The 4190-nt window shown below is 34.9% G+C and carries 6 protein-coding genes; 1 reads left to right on the top strand and 5 read right to left on the bottom strand.

All coding sequences use genetic code 11. The annotated features are described in order from the left end of the window. Positions 1-31: 31 nt before the first annotated feature. A complete protein-coding gene (locus WFK35_RS21155; protein ID WP_336688661.1) occupies positions 32-652 on the bottom strand; it encodes a DUF5715 family protein in 621 nt (206 codons plus the stop codon). Between the two features lie 218 nt (positions 653-870). On the opposite strand from WFK35_RS21155, the gene aqpZ reads away from it, so the two are divergent. Then, positions 871-1605 (top strand): aquaporin Z, encoded by a 735-nt coding sequence (gene aqpZ, locus WFK35_RS21150; protein ID WP_336734514.1) that lies wholly within the window; start codon positions 871-873, stop codon positions 1603-1605. 52 nt (positions 1606-1657) lie between these two features. Here the strand turns inward: aqpZ and WFK35_RS21145 are convergent, their stop codons facing one another. The 4 genes from WFK35_RS21145 to WFK35_RS21130 all read right to left on the bottom strand — a co-directional run. Further along, positions 1658-1918, bottom strand: a complete 261-nt coding sequence (locus tag WFK35_RS21145; protein WP_336734512.1) for a hypothetical protein — start codon at positions 1916-1918, stop codon at positions 1658-1660. 30 nt (positions 1919-1948) lie between these two features. Continuing rightward, on the bottom strand, positions 1949-2203 hold the full coding sequence (locus WFK35_RS21140; RefSeq protein WP_336734510.1) for a hypothetical protein: 255 nt from the start codon (positions 2201-2203) through the stop codon (positions 1949-1951). 388 nt (positions 2204-2591) lie between these two features. Beyond that, positions 2592-3572 carry a LuxE/PaaK family acyltransferase gene (locus WFK35_RS21135; RefSeq protein ID WP_336734508.1) on the bottom strand — a complete coding sequence of 327 codons (981 nt, stop codon included), beginning with the start codon at positions 3570-3572 and terminating at the stop codon, positions 2592-2594. Positions 3573-3728: 156 nt separating this feature from the next. Then, positions 3729-4190: UDP-2,3-diacylglucosamine diphosphatase (locus WFK35_RS21130; protein ID WP_336734506.1), on the bottom strand; the 462-nt coding region annotated here is incomplete at its 5' end.

Genomic DNA, 4190 nt, shown 5'->3' with positions numbered 1-4190 from the left:
TGCAAGTATCTCACGCATAATTGAAAATTAGTTAATAATTCTTCACCGTAATATGGTAACAACTTTGCTGTTTTTCCTTGATATAGTAGATTTTACCCAGATCATAATAATATTTCAGAACTTTTTCCAAAGCAGCTTCCATTTTCGGATTATGCTTCAGAACACCATTAAAGCGAACATAAGAGATATCAAACGAATTTCCGTAATTATGAGAACTGATTCCCAGTGCGGCGTTGGAATTTACTCTCCTCAGTCTGCATTGGTCTTCCAGCGTTCTGGTAATGGAAGAAACTGTAAAAACATTTCCTTTGGTTTCCTTACTGAAACGGGCACCCATTTTTTCCAGTGTAAGTTTGCCTTTAGAAACCATGTAAGCTCTGCTGTAATCCAGCTTTTCAACGCGATACCCAGTTCCTGATTTTTTTATTTTATGAAATTTTCCGTTGCTGATGTATTTCTGTACCGTTTTAGAATCCTTCAGAATTTTAACTCCAAAACTTTTAGAAGCATCAAGATGCGGTTTGTACAGCAGCGTAGGTTCTACTCTTAAAACTTCTGTAAGATCATAGCAAGGCAATGTTTTTTGAGCCGCCTGCGCGTAACAAATACCATGAAGAACGTAAGCAAAAACCACACACAGAAACTTTTTCATGAAAGATGTTTTAAAATTTATAAACTAAAATAATCATTTATGAAATAAATATAAACTCCGATAAACATATATGTGAAAATAATTAACCATTAATTTAATTTTAAATTACTAAATCAATAATAAAAAATAAATTTATACCATAACAATTTTAAAATTAATCTTTCTTATTTAACGTATTAATTATAAATTTGAGATAATTTATTAAAATAAACAATATGATAAAAAAACTTTTTGCCGAATTTTTCGGTACGTTCTGGCTTGTTTTCGGAGGTTGCGGAAGTGCAATCTTCGCCTCACAGATTGCTGCTGCATCTAATGGACAATTAGGGATTCTTCTTCTGGGAGTGTCTTTGGCTTTCGGGCTTACTGTTCTTACAATGGCTTATGCAGTAGGGCATATTTCCGGAGGACATTTCAATCCTGCTGTTTCCGTAGGACTTCTTGCAGGTGGAAGATTCTCTGCCAAAGATCTTGTTCCGTATGTTGTAGCACAATGTTTAGGAGCAATTGGAGCTGCAGACGCTTTGTACGTTATTCTGAGCGGATCCGGAACTCCGGACTTTTCGGGACCGGGAGCTTTTGCCACCAATTTCTACGGTGAAGCGGTATATTTTGGAAAAAGCTATTCCATGAGTGCTGCATTTTTAACAGAATTTTTACTGACGGCTTTTTTCCTGATCATTATTCTGGGTGCTACAGATAAGTTTGCCAACGGAAAATTTGCAGGTATTGCCATCGGTTTAGGATTAACATTAATCCATTTAATTTCTATTCCGATTACGAATACTTCCGTGAATCCGGCAAGATCACTTTCTCAGGCGGTTTTCGTAGGCGGAAATGCCATGTCTCAGCTTTGGCTGTTCTGGGTTGCCCCGATTTTGGGAGGAATTACAGGAGGATTAATTTACAGATTCCTGCTGCAGCGAAACGGCGCGGAAGAATTAGATAGTTAACTACAAAATCCTGTCTCCGACAGGATTTTTTTATGTTTGACATTTTGAAAGACTACTTTAATTTTTTAAGATCAAAAGGATTTTTAAAAATAAGCTCTTCGTGCTTTCCTTTAATTTCCATTTTCTTATATAATAGATTTAAAGCCATCTTCCTGATAAAAAGATCTTTATCATTCAGTTTCCAGTAAGAATCATCATGTACTTTTCTTGGTTTTCTTATGACATAAAACTCAGTTTCCCAAGAGTCTACGTTGTGGTAAAATTCTATAATCCCGCAATGTTCCGGAATCATTTCATGATCTACCATTCCCATCGGAAGCAGAAAACTGAACGCATTGCAGACCTAATCTCCACAGGAAATTTTATCGTGTTTTAAGAATTTTTCGCCTGTACTTGAATTGGTATAGGATTTTTTAAAATCATTTTTAAAATCGCTTTTCGAAAGTTTGATTTCAATTTCATGACTGTATCCTTCTGAATCAACAATCAGAATATCGGCTTCCCAATCTGCCTGAAAATGATTAGTCAAAACAATTTCTTTCTCAAAATTGCATTGAGAATGAATAAATGCGTGAACCAATTCTTCTATTTTTAACACTTTTGTTTTTTGTTTTTAACGCGAAGATCTCAAAGATTTTAGTTGAAATTTGTTCTGCATAGTTCGTTCGCAAGGGCGTTTTCACTAAGCAAATGATAGCTGAAGTTTAAATTTAAACAATAACTCTGCTTTGATGAAACTCTTTAATTTTAACGCTGAAGTCGCAAAGGTTTTAGTTACTATTGTCTTCCCTATTTCGTTCGCAAGGGCGTTTTCACTAAGCTAATGATAGCAGAAGTTTTAAATTTAAACAAAATTTCTGATTCGATGAAACTCTTTAATTTTAACGCGGAAGTCGCAAAGATTTTAGTTTTTATTTGCTCTGCATAGTTCGTTCGCAAGGGCGTTTTAACTAAGCAAATGATAGCTGAAGTTTAAACAACATCAATTAGCTAACAAGCAAACTGCATCCACGAATATCTGAATGATCGATTCTACCTAAAACCTGAAATTTATTCCCGACAATTTTACCTAAATCCTGCGTGGCGATGAATGCACAGGAATGTACATTTGCCAAGTCGATGATATTAATCGCTCCCGTTCTTCCCTCCTTTTCATAATTAAAAGGATCTTCTGCATTTCTGATCATGATGCGCATCCAGTTTGGACATTGATATTCGTTATTTCCTAAAGAATATGCCTGTGAAAGAAGCTCTGTCATCGAATATTCTGAATAAATTTTATCGGTTTTAAAACCTTCCTGTAAAATTTTCAACAGTTCGTCTTTGGTCATTTCCTCTTTTCTGCCTTTCATTCCTCCGGTTTCAATTACCGTTAATGAGTCGGAGAATTGAAGCGTTTTTGAGTTACTGTCGCAGAAATCTAAAAAATCCAGCAGTGCAAAAGAAACGCCGAACAGAATAACTTTCTTGTTTTGTAGTTCGTTCAAAAGGGTAAATAAATCTTCATGATTGTACAGGAAATATCCGTTTTCAGGTTTTCCGGATTTTTTCATCAGATAATCTACCATATAAATCAGCGAAGAATTTTGTCTCTCCAGATAACTTGGCAGAAGTCCGAGGAAAATAAAGTCTTCTGGTTTTCCGATAAACTGTTCAAAGCTTTTATAGATGCTTTCTTCGTACAGTTCAGGATTGGCAATGAAATGTTTCGATAAATTCATCTGTGTGGTTCCGGAACTTTGAAAAAAAAGATCCGCAGTTACACTTTTATCCAAAACCTGATGGTTTTTAAACATTTCAATGGGCAGAAAAGGAATTTTTGTCAGTTCATCCACATGATCAGGTTTGATGTTAAGATAATCTACAAAACGTCTGTAAACTTCAATATTTTCATACTGATAACGGAAGGTTTCCAGTGATGCAGCCAAAAAATCATGCTCTGTCTGTATGCCGAATATATTTTTCACTTATAAAAATATTTTTATTCTTTCAACCTCATTTACAATCACTTATCATAAAAAAGATCATTTTTAATAATTTTTTAATCTGAAAACTAAAAAATTGGTTAGGTTATTGCAATGGGTAATGCGGAATATGGATTAAAAACATGAATGAATTTTGGTTCATTCGGAAATTACCTCAGCTTTTGGGGTAATTTTTTTTGTGCTATCTCCAAAGGTTTTCAATTCAAAATCATGCTCAAAAACACCATACGTAAAATAAGAGATCCAGTCTCCCAGATTGATGTATTTTGCTTTTCCTTCAAGATCCAGAATCATCGGAAGATGACGGTGTCCGTAAATAAAATAATCGATTGACTGAGTTTTAAGTTTTTCTTTTGAATAAATGATCAGAAACTCTTTATCCTCTCCCAGAAATTCTTTATCCTCATCTCCTGAAATCATTTTATTTTTCTGAGACATATACAATGCAATCTTCATCGCAATATCGGGATGCAGCCATTTGAAGAACCATTGCGCGACAGGATTGGTAAAGACTTTTTTCATTCTTTTATATCCTTTATCTCCCGGTCCCAAACCGTCGCCATGAGCCAGCAGAAACTGCTTTCCGCCCATCTCAAAATA

It is taken from the genome of Chryseobacterium sp. VD8 (assembly GCF_037149975.1).
In the GTDB taxonomy this organism is placed as follows: Bacteria; Bacteroidota; Bacteroidia; order Flavobacteriales; family Weeksellaceae; genus Chryseobacterium; species Chryseobacterium indicum.
This window is presented reverse-complemented; position numbering and strand designations above follow the sequence as displayed.

Coding starts and splice junctions, on each gene's coding strand:
- WFK35_RS21155 (WP_336688661.1), bottom strand. CDS start 652: ATGAAAAAGTTTCTGTGTGTGGTTTTTGCTTACGTTCTTCATGGTATT.
- WFK35_RS21145 (WP_336734512.1), bottom strand. CDS start 1,918: ATGGGAATGGTAGATCATGAAATGATTCCGGAACATTGCGGGATTATA.